Raw genomic sequence first — 23205 nt, forward strand, 5'->3', positions numbered from 1 at the left:
CATGGCTGTGGTACATGTTATTTTTCAAAAAGAAGATGTCATACCGGAGCGACTTGCCGGAAAAGATGTCGTTGTGTTTGACGTACTGCTTGCGACAACAACGATTACTCGTTTAATTGAAGCAGGATCGCTTAACATTTATCCGGCGCAAAGTTTTCAAGCAGCAGAACAATGTTTTGAACAATTAAATTCTTCATCCGCCATTCTTGCAGGTGAATGGGAGGGGGAGGCAGTTCAAGGGTACCAGCTGCCGCTGCCCACCCAGCTTGCCCCTTTGTCCACTGGAAAAGAAGTCGTCCTTGTAACAACGAATGGAACGGTGGCACTGCATAAGGCAGCGAAAGCGCACCGGACAGTGGCAGGCTGTTTGTTAAATGGACAGGCCCTTGCCGACTCATTCGTAAATTCAGATCGGGACCTTGTATTAATATGTGCAGGTTCAAGTGAAGCACCTGCACTTGAAGATACATTCGGTGCCGGTCGTCTTCTGGCACTGCTAAGTCAAGCTGGCGACAAGCGGAGCTGGACAGATGCTGCTGTAATGGCGTTCAGTGTTTATAAGCAGCATGATCCAAAGCGCTGCCTTGCTTCATCAATGGTAGGTCAAATGTTTCAAAAAGCCGGTCTCGCCGAGGAAACAAGCGCGGCGGCTTTATATGATACAACGCAAGTCATCCCTGAACTACAAACAGACGGCCAATATTTAAAGATCGGAGGATGTGTATGATTCAAATGAAACAGCGCGGGGGCAGTTTTTTAATTGAACCGGCTGCACCTGAAGATACCGTAGTCCCTGATGAGCTCACAGATGAACAGCAGATGATCAAAAAAACGGCGCGTGCTTTTAGTGAAGAGCAAGTAGAGCCGGCCGGTGAAGCCATTGAAAATCAAGATTTCGACAAAGTGGTTTCGTTATTAAAGCAGGCGGGTGAGCTAGGCTTATTAGGTCATAGTGTACCTGAAGCTTATGGTGGGTTAGGTCTTGATAAAGTAAGTAAAGCGATTGTCGGTGAAGCTGTCGGTCGGACAGGCGCTTACGGGGTGGCTCATGCCAACCATACGTGTATTGCAACGCTTCCGATTACGTATTACGGCACAGAAGCCCAGAAAGCATACTACTTGCCGAAACTGGCTGATGGGCGGATGGTTGGCGCATATTGTTTAACTGAACCTGATGCAGGCTCTGATGCGTTAGCTGCAAAAACAACTGCGGTATTGAATGGAGAAGAATCTCACTACATCTTAAACGGCGCTAAAATTTATATTACCAACGCCGCTTTTTCGGATACGTTTATTGTGTATGCCAAGGTGGACCAATCGCAATTCACAGCGTTTATTGTTGAAAAAGATACCCCTGGGCTTGTGATCGGCCCAGAAGAAAAGAAGATGGGGATTAAAGGTTCTTCCACATGTGAAGTACGGTTTGAAAACGCAGAAGTTCCCGTGGAAAACGTGCTTGGTGAAGTGGGTAGAGGGCACACCATCGCATTTACGGTGTTAAACTTAGGCCGCTATAACCTTGGCGCCGCTTGTACAGGGGCTGCAGAGCATGCGCTCAACATTACGCTTACGCAAGTTAATGAACGCAAGCAGTTTCGGCGGAAGCTTTCACAGTTTGCTGCAACAAAAGACCGGCTTCTCGGTATGGGTGTGCGTCTTTTCACTTCAGAAGCTGTGCAGTACCGTACAGCAGGTTTAATGGAAGGAGCCCTCGGGGATGTGACTGAAGAAACTCCCCACCGCGAAATTGCAAGTAGAATGGGAGAGTTTGCGCTCGAGTGTGCTGCGGCAAAAGTCTACGGTTCAGAAGCATTCGACGACATCGTTGACGATGCCGTGCAGCTTCACGGCGGAGCCGGCTATATTCAAGAGTACCGGATTGAGCGGATGTATCGTGATGCTCGAATTAACCGTATTTTTGAAGGGACAAATGAAATTAACCGGCTCTTGTTAACGGGACAGTTTATGAAAAAGGCATTGAAAGGCGAACTCGCGTATGAACCTGCTGTTGCTGCAGCATTTCAACATTTACAAACACCGCTGAACGCTCCGCAGGCAGAAGACGCAATTGAGCGGATGCGGGCGTTATTTCTAGCTTTGGCTGAAGAAAGTCGAAAAGCCTACGGCGAATCTTTAGAAGAAGAGCAGCATTTGTTGATGCAGCTTGCCGAGCTTGCCATCGAATTGTATGCAGCAGAGTCAGCGTGGATTCGTGGGATGAGGCAGGGCGAAAATTCCATGCAGGCGGCCCTTGCAGAGCTGTCTTTGGAAGAAGCAGGGCGTAAGGTACAGACGGTCGTTTCAAAGATCCTCCTCGCTTTCGATGACAGCGTCGATAAGTCATTTTACCGCGGGGCTGTTCCGTTGTTTGAGAGCAACCGAACCTTAACAGACCGGCGAGACATTGTAGACCGGTGGAGCGATAAGCAGCGTTATGATTTCAATGGATAAGGAGTGAAGGCAATGAAAGCAGTGCAATTTACAGAATACGGTGGACCAGAAGTATTAAAGGTGCAAGAATTTGATGCACCGGTACCGGAAGCAAAGCAGGTTGTGATTCAGATTGAAGCGATAGGTGTAAATTATGCAGATACGATGCGCCGGGAAGGGCAGTATGTTGTTGACACACCGCTCCCGTTTATTCCGGGTGCGGAAGTCGCTGGTGTTGTAGAATCAACAGGCAGTGATGTTACACGGTTCAGTGCCGGAGACCGGGTGGTTGCGCTCGTTGGTGAGGGCGGTTATGCAGAGAAAGTTACTGTGGATGAGGCTGGATTAATTCCAGTTCCTGAAGGTGTAGACGCGGTTCACGCAGCTGCGATTCCATTGCAAGGGTTAAGTGCGTATCATATTTTAAAAACGATGGGACGCATCGCACCAGGTGAAACCGTGCTCGTGCATGCTGCAGCAGGCGGGGTCGGTTTGTTTGCTGTGCAGATGGCAAAGTTAATGGGTGCTGGTAAAGTCATTGGTACCGCCGGATCAGAGGAAAAACGTGAGCTCGCTCGTTCTTTTGGAGCGGATGTGGTTATTGATTATACAAAAGACGGCTGGGCGGAAGAAGTAAAAGAAGCAGCCGGTAAAGGACGAGTAGACTTGGCGCTTGAAATGGCCGGCGGGTCAATCTTTCATGATACGTTAAGAACACTTGCGCCATTCGGCCGTCTCGTTATTTACGGTGTTGCAAGTGGCGAGCCTGCCGAGTTTTCCCCGATGTCGTTGATGGAGAAGAATAAGAGTGTCATCGGGTTTTTCCTGCCGCAGATTATGAGATATCCGGAGCTGCTGCAGAAGAGCTTGGAGGAAATGCTCGGCTGGATTCAAACCGGTGAGATCAAGCTTCATATTGGCGGTGTTTACGACTTACAAGAAGCCCCTGATGTGCACCGCAAACTAGAAGGGCGCGAAACCGCAGGGAAATTAATATTAACACCATAATGAAAGCCTCTGTCGAGAATCGACATCAGCCATCGTTCATCTTAAAATTTGTCTAAACGCTGACTTTGCATTTCGGCGGACGCTTGCCTCGGGTACGGCCTCAACTTCCTCAGCAGAAAACCACTGCCTGCGGGATTTTCGGTTCGTACTGTTCCCGAAGGCGTCGCCGCCGATGCTTGTCAGCTTTGAGTTATTAGAACATAATGAAAAGTTGTAAGCTGGGTCAGTGAACCAAATGAAGATGTTATGAGGCAATAACATGGCTGTAAGACAGATGCTTTAAAGCGTGATTTCTTTCACGCACGAAATGTCCTAGGTTGTAATCATACATCATGATGTTTGAGTAGGAACTGTCTCAAAAGTTTTAAAATCTGTGATTCAAGAGTAAGGCACAGGAAATATACGAGACTCCTGCAGTAAATTGGGCAGCTGAAGCGTTGCCTGCGCCACAAGCATTAGCGTAGATCAACTCGATGTCGCCCATGTGTCCTTCGGGTGCAAGCGACCGCCGACAGCCCCCGCTTTTCTACAAATTTGTCTACCCGCTGAAACAAACCCAGCTTCAATGCGAAGCTGGGTTTGTTTTAAAATCTTATACGTATTCTCATTTTAAAATTTCGTACGGTTCAGCATTTGATAAAGGGCACAGAAGCTTGAGATATTGTGCTGCGTGTAATCAATACGCAGTTCTGGCGAAGCGAAAGTGCGCTGCACAGCCCCGAGGGTCAATAAAGGATCTTTATAGTGCACAATGCTCCCCGGGCGGAGTTGAAACTGCAGTTGAAACCGGACGGATGCCTGCACAGAAGCAAGCAGGCGCTTTGCATAAGCGTCGTCTCCTGTGCGAGTAGCGAGCTCCCAGCATGCGCTCAATCCTTCTGAACGGCAGGCGGTTGAGGTCGGCTCTGGTGGAAGGCGCGGCACCGTAAAGCCGCCGATCCAAGATGGGTGTTTCGCTTCGTTAATCATTTGTGTACTCATAATTGCATTTGCAATAAAGTAAGCTTGCTTTTGAAAAATCGGATCTTCTTCAAATTTGTGCAGATCGTTTAAGGCGTAAAGCTGCCAGTGGTCATGTTCGACAGTATCTTTAGTAACGTCTTTATCGCGGACATGAATGATATACCTGGAAGCTTTAGCGGCTGCGTCTTTCCATTGTGTATCTTCAGCCGTTTCAACAGCCTGCAGCCGCAGCAGGCCGAGCATGGCTTCACCTGGATAATATAACGATTCAAACTCACGTACTTCACCGGTGGTATGACGTTGTTTATGAATCGTGAATTTTCCTTCTTCATCCATCGTATCAATAATCCAGCGTCCAAGTTTGCGCATAAGCGGTAAGTAGCGGTCATCATTTGTAAGCTCTGTATATTTTGCAAGTGCAACCATTGCTAGACCATTTCCGCCGAGCTTTCGGTATCCTTCATCAAGCAGCACAGCACCTTCCCCGTCTTTGGTTTCCACAGGGGCTGTACTTCCGGCGAGAAATTCGAGCGCTCGTTCTGCGTTATAGAAAACTTCATCTGTACCGGTAATTTCATATGTTTCAAGCATTGAATAAGCCGTTCCGGCATGGCGCAACATATTGTAGTCGTCAACCTCGATGCGTAATGCCGGGTCATACGTATAAATAAAAGATCCGTCTTTTTTTACGATGTTTTGAAAATAAAAACGGTTCGTCCACTCAATCGCTTTACGCAATTGATCAGCGTTAATGCTGCGGTGAACGTACAAACCGTTGCGAAGCTTAACTGTAGAACTAGGGTCTACATAATAAGAACTGCGGCGAATACGAAAAAACGGCAGATGTTGAAGGTCTTCTTTAACAAGTGCTGGTGTAGAGACTTGTTCATTCAAAGCATTTACTGCTGCATCTAGTGATAAAACTTTTTTAGGAAGTACATCGTGTCCCCTTACCTCTTCTGGAAGTAAGACGTATGCTAAATCATTTCCAAAGGCCAAGCCGTCTGTGCCACGCTTAAAAGGTAACTTCTCACCTTCTGCTTCCTCGGCTGTCGAGAAATTTTCATATGGATTTGCAGACAAAATGAAATCCAGTTTTAACCCACGGATGGTAAAATGAGTTGTATCGATCGTATTTATGTATTTATGCAAGATATGCTTTAAGGCTTCCATGCTCGTTGATCCACAGGAACTAAAGGTATAGGTGGAGGATGTATGGTTGGTCGCTGTGACACTTAAATAAGTTTGCTCAAGTTTTTGTCCTGAAGGTTCGCCTAAAGTGTCCGGCAGCTGGTTTGTACGTTGGTTTTCAAAGGCCGAGAAAATTTGTTTCAGCTCATTTGTCTTCAAAGTTTGATCACTCCTAATGGACTTCATTGTAATTAATGCATATACCCGATTTTTTCATCTGTAAACGATGCTTATAGGTAAACAAACGGCCTTATTTTCCTTAAGACTTGTGAAAGCGATATAATTGAAAGATCGAGGTTTTAACAGGAGGTGGCGTATGTTGTTTGGAAAGCGTATTGAAGATTGGAAAGCCGAGTATCCAGCTGTAGCTGACATATTAAATCGAGAAGAAGTGATGTGGTTAAACCCTCGTTATGACGGTACAGCTCCGCTGCATGAGCATGATGATGTGCACAGGCAGACAGTGGCACAGGCAAAAGCACGTTTAGAAAGGTTTGAACCGCTCCTTCGCTCATTTTTTCAGCTAGAAACAAATGAAAAAATAGAATCTCCTGTAACGTATATAGCCGATTTACAATCAGCTGAAGGAGAGCTGCCGGGCACGTGGCTGTTAAAGCGGGATGATTTGCTGCCGACTGCTGGGTCGATTAAAGCACGTGGCGGTTTTCATGAAGTGTTTCGTCTCGCTGAACAAGTTTCAGCAAACCATGGCATGCTTCCAGGCTTTGAAGCGTATGAAGCATTTCAAACACAAGAAATGCGGGAGTTGTTTCAAACGTATCGCGTGCATGTCGGTTCTACAGGTAATCTAGGTTTAAGCATTGGTTTAATGAGTGCAGTTCTCGGCTTCCAAGCAACGGTGCATATGTCAAGTGATGCGAAGACGTGGAAAAAAGAAATGCTACAAAGTTACGGGGTGACAGTAAAGGAGTATACCGGTGATTATAGTAAAGCTGTCACAAGTGGACGGGAACTGTGCCGCCAGACGCCAGGGTGTTATTTTGTTGATGACGAAGCGTCACCACATTTATTTAACGGTTATGCTGCTGCTGGAACTGAAGTGAAAGCACAACTGCGCCACCTCAATATTCGTGTGTCTAAAGATACACCTTTATTTGTGTATTTACCATGCGGTGTCGGCGGGGGTCCTGCTGGCGTAGCGTACGGATTGAAACAAATGTACGGCCCGAATGTTCACTGCTTTTTCTCTGAACCTGTTGAGTCTCCGGCTGTACTTCTCGGCTTGCTGACTGGCGCCCATGAAAAACTAGCTGTACAGCACTTTGGTTTAACGAATGAAACCATTGCTGATGGTCTTGCTGTTGGACGGCCGTCACGTTTAGCGTGCCAGATGATGGACACGAGTTTAAGCGGCGCTTTCACTGTGAAAGACGAAGAACTTGCCAGGCTCCAAAAGGCAGCTTATGATACCGAAGGCATAAAGCTCGAACCTTCAGCGGCAGCCGGGCTCCCTGGAGCAGCGAAAGTTTTAGCATCAGGTTATGTAGAAAGCCGTGGAATTGATCCAAATCGAATCACTCATTTAAGTTGGAGTACAGGCGGTTCGCTTGTGCCAAGTGATATTTTTGCACAAAGCCTCTCCAATCCTTTTAGTTAAAGCCTGAAATATTGTTTTCGTTTAATGTTTTTCACAAGGAGAATGGTTATGAGCGTTAAAAAAGCTTATATACTCGCTGCGCTTGGTGCTTCGCTTTGGGGCACCATCGGCTTGTTTGTCGAGGTGCTCCATTCACACGGCTTCAGTTCCTGGGAAGTTGTTGCGATCCGGCTATTGTTTTCTGCGCTGCTCTTAACCGTAGTTGCTGCAGCTTGGTATCGTACGGCGTTTAAGGTTAAACTACAGCACCTCCCCTTATTTATCGGCACAGGTATTATTAGTATTGCCTTTTTTAATTATTTCTTTTTCACAGTGATGAATGAAACATCAGTGTCAATTTCTGTTGTTCTTTTATATAGCGGCCCAGTATTTGTCGTCTTATTGTCACGGCTGTTTTTTAAGGAACCTTTAACCCGTAAAAAACTTTGTGCTCTCGGTTTTATGGTGGCCGGGACCGCTTTTGTTGTAGAGTATGTGCCGCTTGGCGGTGGTGAGCTTTCACCTCTTATTATCGTTTTCGGCTTGGCTTCAGGCTTTTTTTATGCGCTTTACAGTATTTTCGGAAAAGCGGCAGGCCGTTACTACGATTCCATGACAATCACATTGTATTCAATGATTCTCGGTGCTTTGTTTATGGTGCCTGCAAGTCAGTTGTGGCAGCAGGCAAATACATTATTCAATATTGAGGTTCTTGCTACGGCTGTGGGACTGGGGCTTGTGCCAACCGTACTCGCTTACCTTCTATATACAACAGGACTCAGGTATGCGGAGTCTGGACGCGTTTCAATTTTAAGTGCAGCAGAGCCTGTTGTTGCGGTTTTAATCGGGGTGTTTGTGTTTCAAGATCAATTAACAGGATGGCAGATGGCAGGGATTGTTCTTGTCATCGTCAGTACGGTCTTAACGTTTGACTTGAAGTGGAAAAAGAAACAACTTGAAAGGAGTGAAGCAGCATGATTCAAATCATCCAAGAACCGATCAAAGATTTTGAAGGTGCAGATGTTTGCTGTCTTCCTGCGGACGCTTCAGGGCTGCCGGCTATTGAAGTTTGCCCGGATATTGAAGGCTTGTTAAGCAGGAAGGTAAAAAGTGAGGCTAAAGAAAGCTGTAATGAGCTCCAGCCGGTCTCAGGTGATATAATAGCGACTGGTGCCGGGGCGCTTGATACCGGTCTGCTTGTACATATGGTTGTACATCAGCAGCCAGGTGAGTTGATTAGGCATTCAAACCTTGCAAGAGCTTTAGAGACGGTCGTTGACTTTTGTGAAACAGAAGGCTTTGAAGATGCAGGAATTACTTTCATCACAAACGAAACGCTCGGTTTAACGGCGTTAGATGCAGCTGCTTTGTACAACGTTTACCTCGAAGCGTCTACAGTGCGTTTTTTCGTCGCTGACCCAGACCAGTTATGGCCTGAAGCGCCAACTGTTTAAACAACGAGACAAAAGGTAGGTAGTGAAGGAAAGTGGCATCACTGCTTACCTTTAAACATTAAATTCAGAAAAGTTTGTCAGATAAACTTCCGAGATTATAGCTGCAGCTTGTTTTTTCCTAAATAATGTAGTTAGTTAATAACTTAATAGATTTGGAAGGGGCGGTTGCAGTTGGACGAAATGTATTTAATGAACAATTTGTGGATCATGGTTGCTTTTATTCTTGTTATTTTAATGCAGGGTGGATTCATTTTACTTGAAGCAGGCTCGACCCGAATGAAAAACGCAGGTCACATTGCCGGAAAAACGGTTTTTACCCTTGGAATTGCTTCACTTGCTTTTTGGGCGCTAGGTTACGGTTTAATCTATGGTGATTCGCTCGGAGGGATTGTAGGCACGAATGACTTTTTCTTTGGTGATTTCACTACACAAGTAGACGGATTAGCGGGGTCAGTTGATTTTATCTTCCAGCTGGCGTTTGCTGCGATTGCGTTAACAATTGCTTTTGGTGGGTTTGCTGAGCGGGCAAAGTTATCAGTTTATATTGTTTTTGCTGTATTATTTTCACTGCTTGTTTATCCTGTTGTTGCACATTGGATTTGGGGCGCTGGTTGGATTGGTGATTTAGGAAAGCAGGACTTTGCTGGCTCCACAGTGGTTCATTTAACAGGTGCGATGGCGGCTTTAGCTGCTACGATCTTACTCCGGCCACGGATTGGAAAGTACAATTCAGACAGAAGTTCAAATGATATTGCTGGACACAACCAAGTGTACACAGCACTCGGTGTTTTATTACTGTGGGTTGGTTGGTTCGGCTTTAACGCCGGCAGTACGCTCGGTGTTGATGGCGCGTTTTTCGGTTATGTCGGCTTAAATACACAACTTGGTGCAGCAGCCGGGGCAGTCGCTGCTTTATTAATCGCCTGGGCAGTGCTTGGTAAGGCTGATGTGCCGACAATGTTAAATGGCGCCCTTGCCGGGTTAGTGGCTATAACAGCTTCATGTGCATTCGTTGCGCCATGGGCGGCTGTTGTGATTGGTCTAATTGGTGGTTTAATTGTTTACGGCAGTATGAAATTTTTTGAGAAGAAAAATATTGATGATCCCATTTATGCTTTATCTGTACACGGAGCAGCCGGTGTATGGGGGACCATTTCAACCGGGTTTTTCGCCACACCTGCGCTTGCAGAGATGAATGGAGGCCAGGCTGGGTTATTTTACGGTGGTGGTTTCGAACAGCTTGGGGTGCAGGTCATCAGTGTCGTAGCTTGCGGTTTGTTTGCATTTATTGCTTCTTACGTATTGTTAAAAGCCACGGGAGCATTAACAGGCGGGCTCCGCGTATCTGAAGAAGAAGAATTGATGGGGCTGGATATCAGTGAGCATGGAGGTTACGGTTATCCTGAAAATGTAGCGTATGCAGAAAAGCAAGGTGCTTAACAAAAGCGAAAACCCCGCCGACGAAATCGGCGGGGTTTCAGCGTGTAGACAAAGTACAAAACCTAACATTCACGAACAACTTACTGCTCCAAACGCCGCGGGTTGCCCTAAAATAAGAGGATATAAAACCGAACCATGAACGTAACCTTTACTTTCAGACGGACGCTTTCCCGAGGGCTTCGCTGAATCCTCTGGGAGTCGCCGTCTTTCGTTTCGGTTACTTATTAACCATTTGTAGCGTCTATAAATGCTCTGCCAATACAGCAGCAAAAGTTTCTAGATGTTTTTCATCTTCTTCACTAAAGCGGTCCTGTTTCGGGCTGTCTATATCGAGCACTCCTAAGAGTTGACCGTCTTGGATGAGCGGAACGACAATTTCTGAAGCAGAAGCAGCGTCACACGCGATGTGTCCGGGAAACTGCTCTACGTCTGCGACCCGCACTGTCTCAAGCTTTGCAGCAGCGGTGCCGCAAACGCCCTTTTCAAGCGGGATGCGGACACAAGCCGGAAGTCCTTGAAAAGGACCGAGCACGAGTTCACCATCCATATATTCATAAAAACCGACCCAGTTTACATCACTTAAAAATTGATCAAGCAAACTTGAAGCATTAGCAAGGTTTGCTGTACGGTTCGGCTCATCTTCAATTAAAGCTTTCAGCTGTTTTGTGACAAGGTTGTATTGTTGTTCTAACGTGCCATTGTATTGAATTTTTTCAAACATAAGTTCATCCTCCTTTACCTTATGGAGTATATCATACAGAGAAGCGGAAAAACATCGAACAGCATCGTCTGATCAGCTTCATATGAGTTGGACATTTTCAAGTTCATTAAACCCTTGCATGAGCCCATCAGGATGGTGGGCATCAGAACCATAGACGATAGGGATACCCAGATTTTCAGCGTAAGCGGCCCAGGGAGCTTTAGGGTAAGGTTGACCGCAATCTGCTTTTTTAACACCGGCGCCATTGTAGTCGAGGACAGCTCTATTTTTAGCCATGGTTTGAAAAACCCTCGACAAGTAAAACGTTTCAATTTCTTGTGAAGCGGGTATTAGGTTTTGAAACTTTGTGATAAGTGCCGGATGGCCGATACGTTTCGGTTGATAAGCACCTAAGTCAGCTGTTATAGAGGCTTGAACAGTTTCATAATACTGCCGGGCTGCTTCGTCAATGCCGCCCGCTTCAGTTACAAACCGCTCAAATTCCCGGCTGTCATAATCAATACAAATATAACTTGTAGCTGTTGGCATAAAGTGAACAGACAAAACGGCATCATCTAGCAGACCGCCGATTTCATTTAAGAGCTGTTTTGTTTCTGTTTCAAAGCCGGTAATGTAATCAATCTCAAGGCCGGTATAAATGGTGATTAGCTGCTTGTATTCTTTTTTTAAAGCTTTAATCTCATTGAAGTAGTTTTCTAAGTGGTGTGCATCCATTGCACTGTCCTTTGTTGGCGCCGGATCGCTAAAACCTGCCGGCAATGGTGCGTGTTCTGCAAATGTGATTTCTTTTAATCCGAAGGCAGCTGCTTTTTCTACATAAGATGCCCAGTCTGCATCAGAGCCGTGCGGACAATAAGGTGTATGAACGTGACCATCGCGTCGAATCAAAACAGTCCCTCTTTTCGAAAAAATATCGTGTAAGTATCAAAAGGTGTCAAGTTGTAGTTATTTTGTGTCACAACCAAACCCGTTCCGTGTTATCATAAAAGTAATAAAACACACACTATCGTTATGAGAATAACGAAAAAATCAGTATTTGTACAACCACCTTATCTGATCAAAAAAGACAAGACTTAAGTATGGAATTAAAAGAAGACAAGAGAATTATAAAGAAAAACTTGAATTTTGCAGGATTTTCGTAATAAACAGCGAATCTTATACTGTAAGAGTAGGTTGAGTTAACTGGAGTGAAAAAAATGTGGTATATCATTGGAGCAGTCGCTGCGCTTGTTCTGCTGTTTTTAGGATACAGCTATTGGATGCGCAAGCAAATATATCGTGAAGTAGACCGGCTTGGGCGGCGTAAAAGTGAGTTAATGCATCGCCCGGTTGCAGAAGAAATTGGGAAAGTAAAAGGTTTAACGATCTCCGGTGAAACAGAGGAGAAGTTTGAACGCTGGCGCCGGGAATGGGACCGGCTTGTTGAAGAAGAACTCCCTTCAGTAGAAGACGACTTGTTTGAAATTGATGAACTTGTCAATCGGTACCGTTTCAATAAAGCCAAAGCAGGGATTCAGGAAGCAGATGAAAAACTTGACCGCGCAGAACAGACAATTGATGAAATTGTAAAAGATGTACAGGAATTAATTGAAAGTGAAGAAAAGAACCGTGTGGATATTGACGAAGCAGCTGCATCATATGAAGAAGCGGTAAAGGTACTGCACGAACACCGGCGCAGCCTCGGGCGTGCCGCCAGCATTTTAGAACGACAGCTGCGCGGATTAAAAAATGACTTCATAACGTATGATGAAGAAACAGAAGCTGGTAATTACATACAAGCACGTGAGATTGTAATCCGTCTGCAAGAGCAGCTGAAGCTCGTTCGCTGGCAGATGGAGGAAATTCCAAAGCTTCTTGTGGAGACTGAAGTTGATCTTCCGCGAGAGATTAATGAGTTAGTCCGCGGCATTGAGGAAATGAAATCTGCTGGCTATCCGTTAAAAGAAGAAGAGTTAGATAACAAGATTCAAAACGTACGAAATGAACTGCACGAAATCGGTCGATTACTCGAACAACTACATGTTGAAGAAGCGGCCTACAAGCTTACTGAAGTAAAAACGAGTGTAGATGAGATGTACACAGAGCTTGAAGAGGAAGCGGAAGCTCGGGCATTTGTGGAGCAGCAGATATCTTCCGTACAAGAAGCTTTTGAAAATGTTCAACATTCAGTTGCAGATTTGAAAGCGGAAAAGGAAAAAGTTGAACAGAGCTACCGCATTCCTGAAGAAGAACTGGAGCGGCAGAACAGCAGTGAACACGCTTATACAGAAGTAGCTAAGCAGTGGCGGGTGTTTGAAGACCAATACGAACACCAAAAGCGTGTTTTCAGCGGCTTAAAAACAGAGCTTGAACAAGTGCAGAAACGTTTAAATGATATTGAGGCAGATATTTATCATTCAAGAGAAGTGCTTCACTCTTTGCGTAAAGACGAAATTGAAGCAGTTGCTTCATTAAAAGAACAACGCCGTAAATTAAAGCTCGCGCAGCAAAAATTGCAAAAGCATACGCTGCCAAAGGTACCGGGTGTGCTTATTAACGAAATGAATGAGGCCGGAGAGCAGCTCGACAAGGCAGCGCGCTATTTAGAAGAAGTTCCACTCGAGATGGGCAAAGTGAACGCTGCGATTCGTGAAGCAGAATCACAAGTTGAGCGCATGGAAAACCATCTTGCCATTACCGCTTCACAGGCAAGACGCGCAGAATTGCTGATTCAGCAGTGCAACCAGTTCCGCACCCAGTCGCAAACCGTTAATGAAACATTAAATGAAGCAGAAGCAATGTTTCGTGAAGGTCGTTACGATGAAGCCGTGCAAAAGGTTCGGCCTCTATTAGAGAGACGGCGTCCGCAAGCCGTGGAGTACGTTGAAGAAGAAGTGAAACAGCTGACGTAATGTGTCAGCTGTTTATTTTTTTCAATAACGGGGTAAATGTATTTACCAGGACATAAGTAATGGGTGTTCAAAGAGACTTTTGTCATTTATAATGAATAGAGCAATTGAAAAAGGAGGGCCATAATGAAAGCAGGACTCACTTTGATGATGGCACTTCTTTTGTGTGGAGCCGTTTGGCTGACGTTTTTTACTACAGCTTCGTCTGAAAACAATGAAGAAGATCATCAAAACCTTTCTGAAGCAGAAATTGAAGAGCTTGCAAACGAACTAGATAATGCCCTGGGTGAAAATGCCCAAGATCTAAGTCATGATACTGATGCTGAAAGTGACGGACAGGAAGACGATACCGCTTATGCGATGAGTGAAGAGGAAGAAGATCACACCAGTGAAAACCTTGAAGCAGATACAAAAGAACTCACGCGTGAGCAGGCAGAAGAAATCTCGTCGGACCGGTCTGCATCTGTGGAAGAAGTACTAGAATATGTATCAGAAAATAACGATTAAGCTCAAACCTTCAGTCCTGGCGGAAATGGCCAAGGTTGAAGGTTTATTTTTGGTGTAGGCAGCAGCGCATAGTTATGATATTATATATCGTTAGGAAAAGCGCAGGAACGAACTGAATTAATAGATAAATAATGAAATGAAAGGAGGAGGTCCGAAATGATTTATCTTGATAACAGTGCAACAACACAACCATTTTCTGAAGTGCTGCAAACATTTCAAGATGCTTCAATGCAATATTTCGGCAACCCATCCTCCCTGCACAGTGCAGGAATGAATGCAGAGCAGTTATTAACGAAAGCACGGACAGCAACAGCAAAACTGTTCAGTATAGATCCAAAAGAAGTCGTTTATACTTCCGGTGGAACAGAAGGGAATAATCTCGCAATTAAAGGAACAGCGCTTGAACATGTTTCACGAGGACGTCATTTAATCACGTCACAAGTAGAACATCCTTCAGTTTTAGAGGCTTTTGAGCAGCTAGAAAATGCTGGATTTGAAGTGACTTACCTCCCTGTAGATGCTTCAGGTCGAGTATCTCCAAAAGAGGTACAGCATTCACTACGCAAAGATACAACACTTGTTTCAATTATGCATGTAAATAATGAAATTGGCACGGTTCAACCGGTTGAAGAAATAGCTGATATTTTGCAGCACGTACCTCACACCTATTTTCATGTGGATCATGTGCAGGGGGTAGGGAAAGTTTCACTTGACTTTGCCCACCCTGGCATTGACCTCTGCACGGTTTCTGGTCATAAAGTGCATGCTGTAAAAGGTACCGGCTTTTTATACGTGCGCCAAGGCGTCAGCTTATCTCCTCTTTTTCATGGTGGTAAGCAGGAACAGAGCCTTCGTTCCGGCACCGAAAACGTACCGGGGATTGCAGCGCTAGCCAAAGCTTTACGGATGTCATTGGAACGCAGTGACGAGCTAGACCGGCTTGAAGGATTAAAGCGCCGCTTAATGTTTGCGTTTCAAGAGATGCCCGGAGCCGTCGTAAATACGCCGGATGATGCGAGCGCTCCACACATTTTCAATGTAGCCTTTCCAGGTGTGAAGCCTGAAGTTGTCATCCAGTCGCTTGCCAAGAAAGGGATTCACGTATCAACGAAGTCAGCTTGTGCTTCAAAGCTTCAACAAGCAAGTCCCGTGCTGCTTGCACTTGGTAGAGATGTTGAAACTGCAACAAGTGCGATCCGTGTCAGTTTATGTTTTGATACGACAGAAGAAGAAATCGATCAGCTGCTTAAAGCGCTGCACGAATGTCTTCCTGAATTTTTAGAAGTGATGGGAGCGAAAAACGCATGAAATATGATCACATTTTAGTACGTTACGGTGAGCTTGCATTAAAAGGAAAGAATCGTAAAGAGTTTGAAAAAAAAGTACAAAGCAATATGCGAAATGTCATTCAAGATCATCCGACAGCGAAGGTTAGACGGACACATGGCCGGATGATGGTTGAAGTTCACGATGAAGATCCGCACATGTTAATTGAAAAGTTACGCTATGTATTCGGGATTTCGTCGCTCAGCCTTGCTTTAAAAGTACAATCCTCATATGATGAAATCTTAAACGGGGCACTAGCAGCATTTCAAGAAAGCGGGCAGGAGGCAGAGACGTTCAAAGTCGATGTCCGCCGGGCTTATAAAACTTTCCCGATGCGTTCCCAAGAGCTTGCACCAAAAATTGGCGCACACATCTTGCAGCACACGGAAAATGTGACGGTAGATGTGCATCATCCTGACGTTGAAGTGAACGTAGAACTTCGTGAGCAGGGGACGTATATTACTTGCGGCCGCGTCGAAGGTTTAGGTGGACTGCCGGTTGGTACGAGCGGACGTGTGCTGCTTATGCTCTCAGGTGGTATTGACAGCCCTGTAGCCGGCTATTTGTCGCTAAAGCGCGGCGCCAGCTTAGAAGCCATTCACTTTCACAGCCCACCTTATACAAATGAGCGTGCAAAGCAAAAAGTTGAGGACCTTGCCTCACAGTTAAGTGTGTATGGTGGTAAAATCCGGCTTCATATCGTACCGTTTACAGATCTTCAAAAAGCGATTCATCAACATGTACCTCCACACTATGCCATGACTGTGATGCGGCGGATGATGATGCGTATTGCTGAACGTTTAGCTGAAAAACGTGAAATTCTTGCACTTGCAAACGGAGAAAGTCTCGGTCAGGTAGCTTCACAAACGCTAGAAAGTATGCATGCCATCAATGAAGTAACCAATATGCCGATTCTGCGTCCGCTTGTAACGATGGACAAGCAGGAAGTGATTGAAATTTCCCAGGAAATCGGAACGTATGAGACGTCTGTACTTCCTTATGAAGACTGCTGTACTGTATTTTTACCGGAGAATTCGAAGACAAGACCGAAGCGTGACAAAGTTAGCGCAGTTGAAGAAAAGTTTGATTTTGAACCTTATATTCAAGCAGCAGTTGAAGGTATTGAAGCAAAGATGATTGAGCCGCATACAAATGCCGATGAAGTTGACGAACTGCTGTAATCCATTGAAGCGCCAAGGATGCCTGTATTTCAAGGAATCTTTGGCGTTTTTCATTTTGTTCAAATTTCCTTTGCTTGCGCCGGCTGTTTGAATTTGGGATGATAAACAAAGAAAGCAGAAATTAAAGGAGCGCATGTTTATGGCGACATTATGGTACGGAGGAAAGCTCCGCCCGCTAAATTCTGCAGAGGCTGAAGCCGAAGCAGTGATCACAGACGGGGGTAAAATTCAGTCTGTAGGAGAAACAGCAGCACTGCGAAGCGCATGGCGAAGTCAAATAACAGAAGAGGTCAATCTCGATGGCGGAGTGATGTATCCGGGATTTGTTGATAGTCATTTACATATGATTGGTGTAGGAGAAACCATGCTCCGTCTTGATCTGTCTGAGGTCCGTTCATATGAAAGCTTAAAAAAAGCAGTGAGCGAGCGGCGGGAGCAGCTCACCCCGGGAGCTTGGCTGCTTGGTGAGGGCTGGAATGAAAATGAGTTTGAGCATCCTTATATTCCAACGCTTCATGAGTTGGATGATCTGGCCCCGAGCCAGCCGATGGTTTTAACTCGGATTTGCCGGCATGCTGTACTTGCAAACTCACTCGCTTTGAAACTTGCAGGAATCACAAAAGACACAAAAGATCCTGAAGGTGGAAGAATTGAACGTGATGCGCATGGTGAGCCGACCGGCTATTTGCATGAAACCGCACAAGATCTTGTCCGTGCAGTCATCCCGGAAAAAAGTGAAGCCTTTTTAAGGCAAGCGCTTGAAACGGCTGTAGATCATATGCACGCCTATGGTTTAACAGGAGGGCACACTGAGGATTTAAGTTATTATAACGGCTACACATCGACCACAGGTTTGTTTCATGAAGTTCTTCGCCAGCCGGGCCGTAAGCTGCGCACCCACCTTTTGGTTCACGAACATGTGCTTGATGATTTTCTTTCTGCATCTGTCGAGCAAACAGCGCTTATGACTTTCGGCGCTGTGAAGATTTTTGCTGATGGTGCACTTGGCGGCCGGACAGCTTGGCTTTCCGAGCCTTACAGTGATAATCCTGCGACGACAGGGGTGCAGATTCATACGGACGAAGGTTTACAGAAGGTTGTTGAGCGGGCCCGGGGAGCTGGTAAAGCGGTTGCTGTTCATGCGATTGGAGATTCGGCTCTGGAGCAGGTGCTCGATGCGCTGGAAGCTTATCCAGCACCAAAAGGGTTGAAAGATCGGATCATTCATGCAGAAGTCGTACGCCCGGATTTAGTGAGGCGCCTGATGGAGCTTCCTGTCGTCATTGATGCGCAGCCGCGCTTTTTAGCATCTGATTTTCCGTGGGCTTATGAACGCCTCGGCAGTGAGCGGGTAAAGCATGTGCTTGCTTGGCGAACGCTATTAAACAGCGGTATAGCTTGTGCCGGCGGTTCTGATGCACCGATTGAACCTGTGGATCCACGGCTTGGGATGCATGCAGCGGTGACGCGCTGTAAGCCGGGAGAAGTGCATGAAGGTTATGTATCGGAAGAAAAAATTACAGCATTTGAAGCTTTACAAATGTTTACGATCCGTACAGCAGAGGCAGAAGGAATGGCGCACCGCCGCGGTGTCATTGCGCCGGGGTATGACGCTGATTTCACGGTGTTGTCTGAAGATTTATTGACGACGGAGCCGGATATATGGCTAGAAACAGATGTGAAAATGACAATTGTTGATGAAACGATTGTGTATAATCGTACGTAAAAAGAAATGCAGTGATGAAAAAGGAGGATGTATATGAACGCGAAACGTTGGTGGGCTTTAGGTATTGCTGCCCTTGTATTAGTTGTTGGGATAGGATTTCAAATGGTGGCAACAACCGCAGCCACTTTTATGGATTTTGGCGATGATGACGATGATGACGGCTTTCAAGAATCCCGTGTAGATGAAATGGGCGGCCCGGGTAAAATTGCTGTTCTTGATGTGGATGGCGTCATTATGGATATGGGAACGCCGGGACTGCTTGATGCAGGTGGTTACAACCATGAGCAGTTTTTAAGAGCGATGGACCGCGCAATGGCTGATGAAAGTGTCGATGGGATTATGCTTGATGTAAATACGCCAGGTGGCGGTGTCGTAGAAAGTGCAGAAATTCATGAGAAAATTGTAGAAGCACGTGAAGAGTACGAAACCCCGGTTCATGTGTCGATGGGCGGTCAGGCGGCTTCCGGTGGTTATTATATTGCAGCTGCTGCAGATACAATTACAGCTCATCCGGCGACCATTACAGGTTCGATTGGTGTAATTATGGAATCAATTAATATTGCCGATCTTGCCGAGGATCTTGGCTTTGAAATTGAAACCATTACTTCTGGTGAGAACAAGGATATCATGAACCCAACCGAGCAGTTAACTGAAGAGCAGGAAGCCATTTTGCAATCAATGGTTGATGACATGTATGAAGATTTTGTTCAAGTGGTAGATGAAGGGCGCGATTTATCAGAAGAGGAAGTTCGTAACCTTGCTGACGGCCGAATTTTCACTGGAAATCAAGCATATGATGAAGGTTTGGTCGATGAGCTTGGCACACGTGGTGATGCTCTTGAGCAGATGCGCGAGGACTTAGAAATGCCGCAGGCAGAAGCCGTGCGTTATGAGCAGGGCATAGGGTTTCAATCTTTATTTGAGTTAGGGGCGCGTCAGCTTGCCGGCGATGATATCCGTTTATCTCTACTCCGCGAATTAACAGCTGATAACGATTTGCCGCGCTTAATGTATATGTATAACGGCGAGTAAAGGAGGGATTTAAATGGATGTAACATATGAAGAAACATCGCGTGCGGCTGAAGCATCGGAAGCACCCGCAAAACCGCTTCCACGTACGGAGACTTACGCAGGTTTTTGGATGCGATTTTGGGCATACTTGCTTGATTTAGTCGTTGTGGCCGGTGTGAATGGTTTGTTAATTTCACCGTTCTTTATTTTTACAGATGCTTCAGTGAGCTTGTTTGGTATTTTCGGGCTGCAAGCAGTACTGACATCTCTAGTGTTATATGTTTATTTTGTGCTGATGACAAAGCTCCGCGGGCAGACGTTAGGTAAAATGGTGTTTGGCTTAAGGGTAGCAAGGGTCGATAAAACTCCGCTGACGTGGAGCAGCGTCCTTTTCCGTGAAGTGATCGGGAGGTTTATCCACCGCTTTCTCTTTATTACAAACCTGCTATATATAGCGGTGGCGTTCACACCGCAGAAACAAGGTGTGCACGATATTTTTGCCGATACATGTGTATTATTAGAACGTCCGCGCTAATGTGGAAAGAGCCCCTGATCTGTATGATCGGGGGCTTTTTGTATGTATGTAAATTTTTCTGGTTAGACTGAATCCAGCAATGCAAGACAAGGAGCGGGCGATTATGGGAGGCTGGACCATTACAGGAGCGATTTTTCTTTTATTGATCATCTGTATATGTGCGGTGAAGGTTCATATATCTATTCGGTATAAACATGATAAAGGTAACGACCGATTGCAAATTAAATTTTGGTTGTTTCATGGCTGGCCGCGTTACAGCATTGATGTACCGGTGATACAAACTGACCCGGATCGGCGGGGGGTAGTTTTCCGTGAAGAAAAGCAAGGGACCGGCAATATGCAGAGCGAGGAGATAAAAGATGAAACTTTACCTGAAGCAATGATGCAGGCAGAAATGTTGAAAGCTTATGTGGAACACGTACAAAAGCTTCACCGCATGATTTTACGCTGCTTAAAGCGAATCCGGGTTTATCACTTTTCATGGGAGTCTGCTGTAGGCGTAAAAGATGCGGCGTTAACAGCACAATTCACCGGGGGGCTTTGGGCGGTAAAAGCGTACGCCGCTGGTTTATTGTCTTCCTTAACGACGTGGCAGACGACACCGGAGTTAAGTGTACATCCAAAGTATCAGCAGTTTGTATCGAAGACAGATGTTTCATGCATGCTAAGTTATCGCATTGGGCATGCTATACCTGTCGTTTTGTATGTGCTGCGGCACGCCTTGGAGTTTTTACGGGCATACAAACAATCAAAGCGTGTCAAACGTGACAAAAAGGAGGATAACGATGAGTGAACATCCAATCCAGGGATTAATGCAAACTGCGATGGAGAATGTGAAAGAAATGGTGGATGTTAACACCATTATCGGCGACGCAGTAGAGACACCGGATGGATCAGTGATTATCCCGGTTTCAAAAGTGAATTTTGGATTCGCAGCTGGTGGAAGCGAATTTTCTGCTGCCCGCACGAGAGAAGGAGAAAAACACCCATTTGGTGGGGGAAGTGGAGGTGGAGTTTCGATTACCCCGCTTGCGTTTATTGTTGTCAACGGGGAGGGCGTAAAAACTGTTCATTTAGACAATGATACGCACCTTTATGAAAAAATTGTGGAGTTTGCGCCACAGGTTGTAGACAAAATCCAAGAGCTGTTCTCCAATAAGGGCGCTTCACAACAACCGCAAGCATGGCAACAGCCGCAACAGCCACAACAGCCACAACAGCCGCAACAGTCACAGCAAATGGGAAATCAGTCGGCTCAGACGCCGCCGAACCCACCGCCATACCCATAAACAGCCACAAGTTTTGCAATTTATTGAGAAAACCTTCATCATTAAAGAGTAAACTTGGTGAAGGAGGAATCAATTATGGCAAATGTAACATTTAAAGGTCAGCCGATGACACTTGCAGGCGGTGAGGTTAAGCCTGGCGAAACTGCACCGGATTTTACAGTGCTCGCTACTGACTTATCAGAAGTTTCATTAAGTGATTTTAACGGTAAAAAAGTGCTTATCAGTGTGGTGCCATCCATTGACACAGGGGTATGTGATGCACAAACCCGTCGTTTTAATGAAGAGGCAGCGAGTCTCGATCATACAGAGGTGCTAACGATCAGTATGGATCTTCCGTTTGCACAGCGGCGTTGGTGTGCAGCTGAAGGTATTGAGAATGTTCAAACCCTTTCCGACCACAAAAATGGTGAGTTCGGACAAGCGTACGGCGTTTTAATGGAAGAGTTGCGCTTGCTCGCTCGTTCCGTCTTTGTTGTTAATACGCAAGGTGAAGTTGCGTATGCAGAATATGTTTCTGAAGCGACAGAGCATCCAAACTACGAAGCGGCGATTGAAGCTGTTAAAGCAGCAGAATAAAGAATTTACCCGGCCGGCCTCTTTAAGTACGGCCGGGATTTACATATGTCACGATTCAATGAACCATATAAGAATGGATGCAAGAACGTGACAGAAGCGGTATAATATACGTTGTGAGTCATGTTTTAAAGTTGTGAGACAGTTGCAGCCAAACATGCAAAAGTAAAAAATGATGAAGCTTGAAAGCTATACAGGAGGTAGTACATTGAAAAAAGGAAAAATTGTTTTAGCAGATGACCGTGAAATTCATATCGATTTTTATCCGGAAGCGGCACCTATTACGGTTCAAAACTTTGAGCAGCTTGCCCAAAAAGGTTTTTATGATGGCTTAACCTTTCACCGCGTCATCCCAGGTTTTGTAGCTCAAGGTGGCTGTCCAGACGGTACAGGTAGAAGCGGAAGTGGAGAAACAATCCCGTGTGAAACTGAAGGAAATCCGCACCAGCACCAACCTGGCTCACTATCTATGGCGCATGCTGGTAAAGACACAGGTTCAAGCCAGTTCTTTATTGTTCATGAGCGTCAACCGCACCTTGATGGGGTACACACGGTGTTTGGTCAAGTCACGACAAATATGGAAGATGTTTTAAACATTCAAGCAGGCGATCAGATGAAGCAGGTCGTTGTTTGGGAAGAATAGTGAGATAAAGCTGCCTTCGGTATGGCACCAGGCAGCTTTTCTGTACGATGCATAAGCAGGAAGGATTGAAATTTTAATGGCAGCTTTTTTACTATCGCTTGTCATGGTGTTTGGTGTTTTAACATTATTTTCTGCATTTTTAACACTTGTGACTTGGCCGCGTCGGCACGAGCTTAACGCGAAACCTTTGAAATTGCTGATTGCTGCTGGTACTGTATTCATTTTTGCTGTTGTCGGTTTGTTTTTCACGGCAGATCCTTATGAGATGGAAGTTACCGGTGAAATGACACCGCCATCAAGTGTGGATACCATCGAGGAAGAAGTGGCGTTTCACCTTGAAGAGGAACGTAACAGTCCAACCGGCGATAATATTGAAGTGATGGACCTTAACCTTGAAGATGCGGATCAGGGTGTAAATATTGCATTAACGCTAGAAGCGGATGATAACGTAACGACTGATTTACTTAGAGCAGGAACACATATCACTAGTGCACGGCTGATGCAGCGCTTGGCTGAAATTGATGAGGCAGAGGACATTCAATTAACTTGGGAGTTTTTTGTTGAACCTGATCAGGAAGCGTCTTTTTATCAAGAAATGATGTATCTTGAAATGCATCAGGAAAATATTCAAACGCAAAACTGGGCACAGGTTGATTCAGAAGATGTGCCGGAAGTTGTAGATGCTTATGAAGAAGATCCCGCTTTTCTTGAAGAAGACTAAT

Annotated in this window: 22 protein-coding genes; 19 read left to right on the forward strand and 3 right to left on the reverse strand. The window is 45.5% G+C overall.

Annotation, left to right across the window (positions count from 1 at the left end; genetic code table 11):
- Position 1 precedes the first annotated feature (1 nt).
- Genes B0H94_RS10765 through B0H94_RS10775 form a run of 3 tightly spaced genes read left to right on the forward strand, consistent with a single transcriptional unit; the run spans position 2 to position 3438 of the window.
- The gene (locus tag B0H94_RS10765; RefSeq protein WP_106589274.1) at positions 2-727 is read left to right on the forward strand and encodes a 2-phosphosulfolactate phosphatase; all 726 of its coding nucleotides are present in this window, start codon (positions 2-4) and stop codon (positions 725-727) included.
- Positions 724-2451, forward strand: coding sequence for an acyl-CoA dehydrogenase family protein (locus B0H94_RS10770; RefSeq protein ID WP_181315368.1), 1728 nt, complete (start codon positions 724-726; stop codon positions 2449-2451). Before B0H94_RS10765 ends, B0H94_RS10770 begins: the two co-directional genes overlap by 4 nt.
- Before the next feature lie 12 nt (positions 2452-2463).
- Positions 2464-3438 carry a quinone oxidoreductase family protein gene (locus tag B0H94_RS10775; RefSeq protein ID WP_106589276.1) on the forward strand — a complete coding sequence of 325 codons (975 nt, stop codon included), beginning with the start codon at positions 2464-2466 and terminating at the stop codon, positions 3436-3438.
- Between the two features lie 609 nt (positions 3439-4047).
- On the opposite strand, the gene B0H94_RS10780 is transcribed toward B0H94_RS10775, so the two are convergent.
- On the reverse strand, positions 4048-5751 hold the full coding sequence (locus tag B0H94_RS10780; RefSeq protein WP_106589277.1) for a glycoside hydrolase family protein: 1704 nt from the start codon (positions 5749-5751) through the stop codon (positions 4048-4050).
- A gap of 157 nt (positions 5752-5908) precedes the next feature.
- Here B0H94_RS10780 and dsdA point away from each other — a divergent pair, with 157 nt between their 5' ends.
- The 4 genes from dsdA (at position 5909) to B0H94_RS10800 (ending at position 10083) form a co-directional block, all read left to right on the forward strand.
- Entirely contained in the window at positions 5909-7210 is a 1302-nt protein-coding gene (gene dsdA / locus B0H94_RS10785; RefSeq protein WP_106589278.1) for a D-serine ammonia-lyase, read from the forward strand.
- 48 nt (positions 7211-7258) lie between these two features.
- Positions 7259-8167: a DMT family transporter gene (locus B0H94_RS10790; protein ID WP_106589279.1), complete on the forward strand. Its 909-nt coding sequence runs from the start codon at positions 7259-7261 to the stop codon at positions 8165-8167.
- Entirely contained in the window at positions 8164-8643 is a 480-nt protein-coding gene (locus tag B0H94_RS10795; protein WP_106589280.1) for a hypothetical protein, read from the forward strand. Before B0H94_RS10790 ends, B0H94_RS10795 begins: the two co-directional genes overlap by 4 nt.
- Before the next feature lie 171 nt (positions 8644-8814).
- On the forward strand, positions 8815-10083 hold the full coding sequence (locus B0H94_RS10800) for an ammonium transporter (RefSeq protein ID WP_106589281.1): 1269 nt from the start codon (positions 8815-8817) through the stop codon (positions 10081-10083).
- Between the two features lie 241 nt (positions 10084-10324).
- On the opposite strand, the gene B0H94_RS10805 is transcribed toward B0H94_RS10800, so the two are convergent.
- Complete coding sequence (locus tag B0H94_RS10805) at positions 10325-10804, reverse strand: GAF domain-containing protein (RefSeq protein ID WP_106589282.1); 480 nt, start codon at positions 10802-10804, stop codon at positions 10325-10327.
- A gap of 78 nt (positions 10805-10882) precedes the next feature.
- Positions 10883-11692: a histidinol-phosphatase HisJ gene (gene hisJ / locus B0H94_RS10810; RefSeq protein ID WP_245893982.1), complete on the reverse strand. Its 810-nt coding sequence runs from the start codon at positions 11690-11692 to the stop codon at positions 10883-10885.
- 308 nt (positions 11693-12000) lie between these two features.
- Between hisJ and B0H94_RS10815 the strand changes: the two genes are divergently transcribed.
- The 12 genes from B0H94_RS10815 (at position 12001) to B0H94_RS10870 (ending at position 23204) form a co-directional block, all read left to right on the forward strand.
- Positions 12001-13695 (forward strand): septation ring formation regulator EzrA, encoded by a 1695-nt coding sequence (locus B0H94_RS10815; protein WP_106589283.1) that lies wholly within the window; start codon positions 12001-12003, stop codon positions 13693-13695.
- Between the two features lie 123 nt (positions 13696-13818).
- Positions 13819-14199 carry a hypothetical protein gene (locus B0H94_RS10820; RefSeq protein WP_106589284.1) on the forward strand — a complete coding sequence of 127 codons (381 nt, stop codon included), beginning with the start codon at positions 13819-13821 and terminating at the stop codon, positions 14197-14199.
- A gap of 156 nt (positions 14200-14355) precedes the next feature.
- Positions 14356-15507 (forward strand): cysteine desulfurase family protein, encoded by a 1152-nt coding sequence (locus tag B0H94_RS10825; protein ID WP_106589285.1) that lies wholly within the window; start codon positions 14356-14358, stop codon positions 15505-15507.
- Complete coding sequence (thiI, locus tag B0H94_RS10830; RefSeq protein ID WP_106589286.1) at positions 15504-16706, forward strand: tRNA uracil 4-sulfurtransferase ThiI; 1203 nt, start codon at positions 15504-15506, stop codon at positions 16704-16706. Before B0H94_RS10825 ends, thiI begins: the two co-directional genes overlap by 4 nt.
- A gap of 139 nt (positions 16707-16845) precedes the next feature.
- The gene (locus B0H94_RS10835) at positions 16846-18432 is read left to right on the forward strand and encodes an amidohydrolase (protein ID WP_106589287.1); all 1587 of its coding nucleotides are present in this window, start codon (positions 16846-16848) and stop codon (positions 18430-18432) included.
- 33 nt (positions 18433-18465) lie between these two features.
- A complete protein-coding gene (sppA, locus tag B0H94_RS10840; protein WP_106589288.1) occupies positions 18466-19464 on the forward strand; it encodes a signal peptide peptidase SppA in 999 nt (332 codons plus the stop codon).
- 13 nt (positions 19465-19477) lie between these two features.
- A complete protein-coding gene (locus B0H94_RS10845; protein WP_106589289.1) occupies positions 19478-19978 on the forward strand; it encodes an RDD family protein in 501 nt (166 codons plus the stop codon).
- A 103-nt stretch (positions 19979-20081) separates the two neighbouring features.
- Positions 20082-20771: a DUF2953 domain-containing protein gene (locus B0H94_RS10850; protein ID WP_181315369.1), complete on the forward strand. Its 690-nt coding sequence runs from the start codon at positions 20082-20084 to the stop codon at positions 20769-20771.
- Complete coding sequence (gene ytfJ, locus B0H94_RS10855; protein ID WP_106589291.1) at positions 20764-21267, forward strand: GerW family sporulation protein; 504 nt, start codon at positions 20764-20766, stop codon at positions 21265-21267. The genes B0H94_RS10850 and ytfJ overlap by 8 nt, the downstream gene beginning before the upstream one ends.
- Before the next feature lie 75 nt (positions 21268-21342).
- A complete protein-coding gene (gene tpx / locus B0H94_RS10860) occupies positions 21343-21843 on the forward strand; it encodes a thiol peroxidase (RefSeq protein ID WP_106589292.1) in 501 nt (166 codons plus the stop codon).
- 205 nt (positions 21844-22048) lie between these two features.
- Complete coding sequence (locus tag B0H94_RS10865) at positions 22049-22483, forward strand: peptidylprolyl isomerase (RefSeq protein ID WP_106589293.1); 435 nt, start codon at positions 22049-22051, stop codon at positions 22481-22483.
- Between the two features lie 76 nt (positions 22484-22559).
- The gene (locus B0H94_RS10870; RefSeq protein WP_106589294.1) at positions 22560-23204 is read left to right on the forward strand and encodes a hypothetical protein; all 645 of its coding nucleotides are present in this window, start codon (positions 22560-22562) and stop codon (positions 23202-23204) included.
- Position 23205: the final 1 nt, after the last annotated feature.

Source organism: Salsuginibacillus halophilus (genome assembly GCF_003014715.1).
GTDB classification, from domain to species: domain Bacteria; phylum Bacillota; class Bacilli; order Bacillales; family Marinococcaceae; genus Salsuginibacillus; species Salsuginibacillus halophilus.